This window comes from Bradyrhizobium sp. 142 (genome assembly GCF_023074015.1).
Lineage (GTDB): Bacteria > Pseudomonadota > Alphaproteobacteria > Rhizobiales > Xanthobacteraceae > Bradyrhizobium.
This window is the reverse complement of the sequence record NZ_JADPKQ010000088.1, coordinates 1-2741: the sequence shown is the minus strand read 5'-3', so window position 1 is coordinate 2741 and position 2741 is coordinate 1. Positions and strand designations below refer to the sequence as shown.

Sequence of the window (2741 nt, the reverse complement as noted above, 5' to 3'; positions counted from 1 at the left end):
CTTGGGTGACCCATCCCAGCTCTCCATGCCGAAAAACGAATCTCCCGAAAATACCAGCAATTCCAGGATCAAAGATCGCGACTTTCTGACTCAGTAAGACTAGCTAGCATCCAGTGTGCTCATCTGCCTACTCGCCTATGCTTTCTTCAGTCCAGCGCTGCGTAGTGTCGGCAGCCGCGTTAGAGCTGAAGAGATCAATCAGGAAAGTTCGCTCTAACTTATGTCCGAGACGTCTTCGAACGGTGGCGCTGGCGCGAGCGCGCTCGATCCATCAAGACAGCTCGGATTGGAATTCGGCTATGATCTCGGTGTTCGAGCAAGGTTGGTAAGCCAGCCCCGGTCGCGGCGTTCGCCGCAAGGGGGTGAGCCCGAGGATCCCCGCGATCAGATTCCGGGGGTATCATCCAATGCTTGCGATCGCGACAGCAAGATCGTTTTTTTTGCGAGGTCGAGAGCCTCCGTAAACGGACGCTGGCGGACAAAGCCGGTGACGATCGTCTCGTTGCTTCATTCGCCCGCGGCTTTACGAATGATGAAGCCGCGGTTCGGGCGGCAATTGCCTTGCCTTGGTCCAATGGGCAGACTGAAGGTCAGATCATCCGCCTCAAAGTAAGCATCCGGTGAGGTCTTCGCCGGATGCGTAGTCGTCCGTGAAGTTGGGCTAAGCGACTGAGCCAGAATCGCATTTTTCGTTGTGGACTGTTTTGGGATTGCAGGGTTTTGATGCTTCGGGCATCGGAAGCCTGCGATTTCATTTTCCAGATTCCGTCGAATCGCCAGTCATGATTCCGTGGTCGGGTCGGAGGTGGCGATGCGACCGAAGAAGCACAGGACGACAGGATCGGGCGATCTGTTCCGGGCCAGGCTGGACCAGATCATCAACATGAAGCACGAGCTGGTTCAGCTCGCCGGCAAGGTCGATTGGGACTGGATCGACGGCGAGATCGCGCCGCTCTATAGCGAGAACGGTCGGCCGGGCATCGCGACCCGCTTCGTGATCGGGCTGCTGCTGCTCAAGCACATTTACGGCCTGTCCGATGAGGGGATGTGCGAGCGTTGGGTCCACGACCCGTATTTCCAGTACTTTACCGGCGAAGAGTTCTTCCAACACTCCTTCCCGCACGAGCGTTCGGACCTGAGCCATTGGCGCAAGCGGCTCGGCGACAAGCTGGAGCTGTTGCTGGCCGAGAGCTTGCGGGTGGCGCACGAGGCCGGTGCGTTACGCGGCCAGGACCTCAAGCGGGTCACGGTCGATACCACCGTGCAGCCGAAGGCCATCACCTTCCCGACCGATGCCAAGCTGCTGCACGCGGCCATCAAGGGGCTCAACCGCCTGGCGAGGAAGCACGGGGTCAGGCTGCGGCAGTCCTATCTTCGCATTGCCAAGACCGCGGCAATGATGGCGGGGCGCTACGCCCATGCCAAGCAATTCAAGCGGCATCAGCGGCAGTTGCGCATTCTGCGCAGCCGGCTGGGCCGGATCATCCGCGATATCCGCCGCAAGATCGAAGGTCAGACCGTGCTCGAGAACGCCTTCGCCCTCCCGCTTGGCCGGGCCTCGCAGATCCGCTCGCAGCAGCAGCGCCAGCGCGGCTGGAAGCTCTATTCCTTCCACGCCCCCGGAGGTGGAGTGCATCGGCAAGGGCAAGGCAGCCGCGCCTTACGAGTTAATGGCATGGACCACGCCCGCTCTCAGCGGCAACGTTAAGCCCCGGCAAGAGAAGGAGCACGAGCCATGTCCCATACGAACATTGTCACGATCGGTATCGACCTAGCATTACAGTTGCTTTGTTTGCAGACTTCTGAATCCATGGGCAACCATGATTCGAATGTCGTGGGCGCGGGCCGCGTCGGTTGAGGAGACGCTTGCGTTGTGGGCGGCGTCGCTTCGAGAGATCAAGCAGCGGATACGTCCGTTGTTCACGCAAGAGCGTGTGGCGACGAATGCAGGCCTGTTCCTGGAAGGTCTGCTCGGAGATGAGCAGCGCAAGACCGGCTGGATGCGCGCGGAGGCGGCTGGCGATCCTGGCCCATGGCGGCAGCAGGCGATTCTGGGTCGTGGAGATTGGGACGCTGATGCCCTGCGCGATATCGTGCGCGACTATGTCATCGAGCATTTGGCGGATGACGATGCGGTGCTGGTGATCGACGAGACCGGCTTTCTCAAGCAGGGCAAAGCGTCATGCGGAGTGGCACGGCAATACACTGGTTCGGCAGGGAAGATTACGAACTGCCAGATCGGCGTCTTCGCTACCTACGTTTCGCGTCATGGTCATGCGTTCATCGATCGCGCGTTGTATCTTCCGAAGGAATGGACCGACGATCCAGATCGTCTGGAAGCCGCATACGTGCCTGCCGATGTCGGCTTTGCGACCAAACCAAAGCTTGCGACGAGAATGATCGCACGTGCGATAGCCGCGTCTGTACCATTCAAGTGGGTTGCCGGTGATACGGTCTACGGTGTTGGCGACATCGAACAGCAACTACGTCGGGCAGGCAAAGGCTACGTGCTTGGGGTCAGCAGCGCTCATGTGTTTCGATCCTGGGGCAAGCGACCGCCGGTCGCCGGTACGGCCGCGGACCTCGCCCGGACGCGGCGCCCGTCCGACTGGAAGCGCCTGTCGGCGGGAGCCGGAACCAAAGGACCGCGGCTGCACGACTGGTGTTATCTCGAATTGGCCGACCTCGAGGCCGAGCAGTTCAACAGCGCAAATGATGGTTTATGGACGCGCGGTCTACTG

At 60.2% G+C, this 2741-nt stretch carries 1 protein-coding gene and 1 pseudogene; both read left to right on the top strand.

The annotated features are described in order from the left end of the window. Positions 1-811 precede the first annotated feature (811 nt). Positions 812-1667, top strand: a pseudogene (locus tag IVA82_RS09325) (IS5 family transposase); the annotation flags it as partial. Positions 1668-1820: 153 nt separating this feature from the next. Further along, a partial coding sequence (locus IVA82_RS09320; RefSeq protein WP_247493261.1) for an IS701 family transposase occupies positions 1821-2741 on the top strand: 921 nt, incomplete at its 3' end.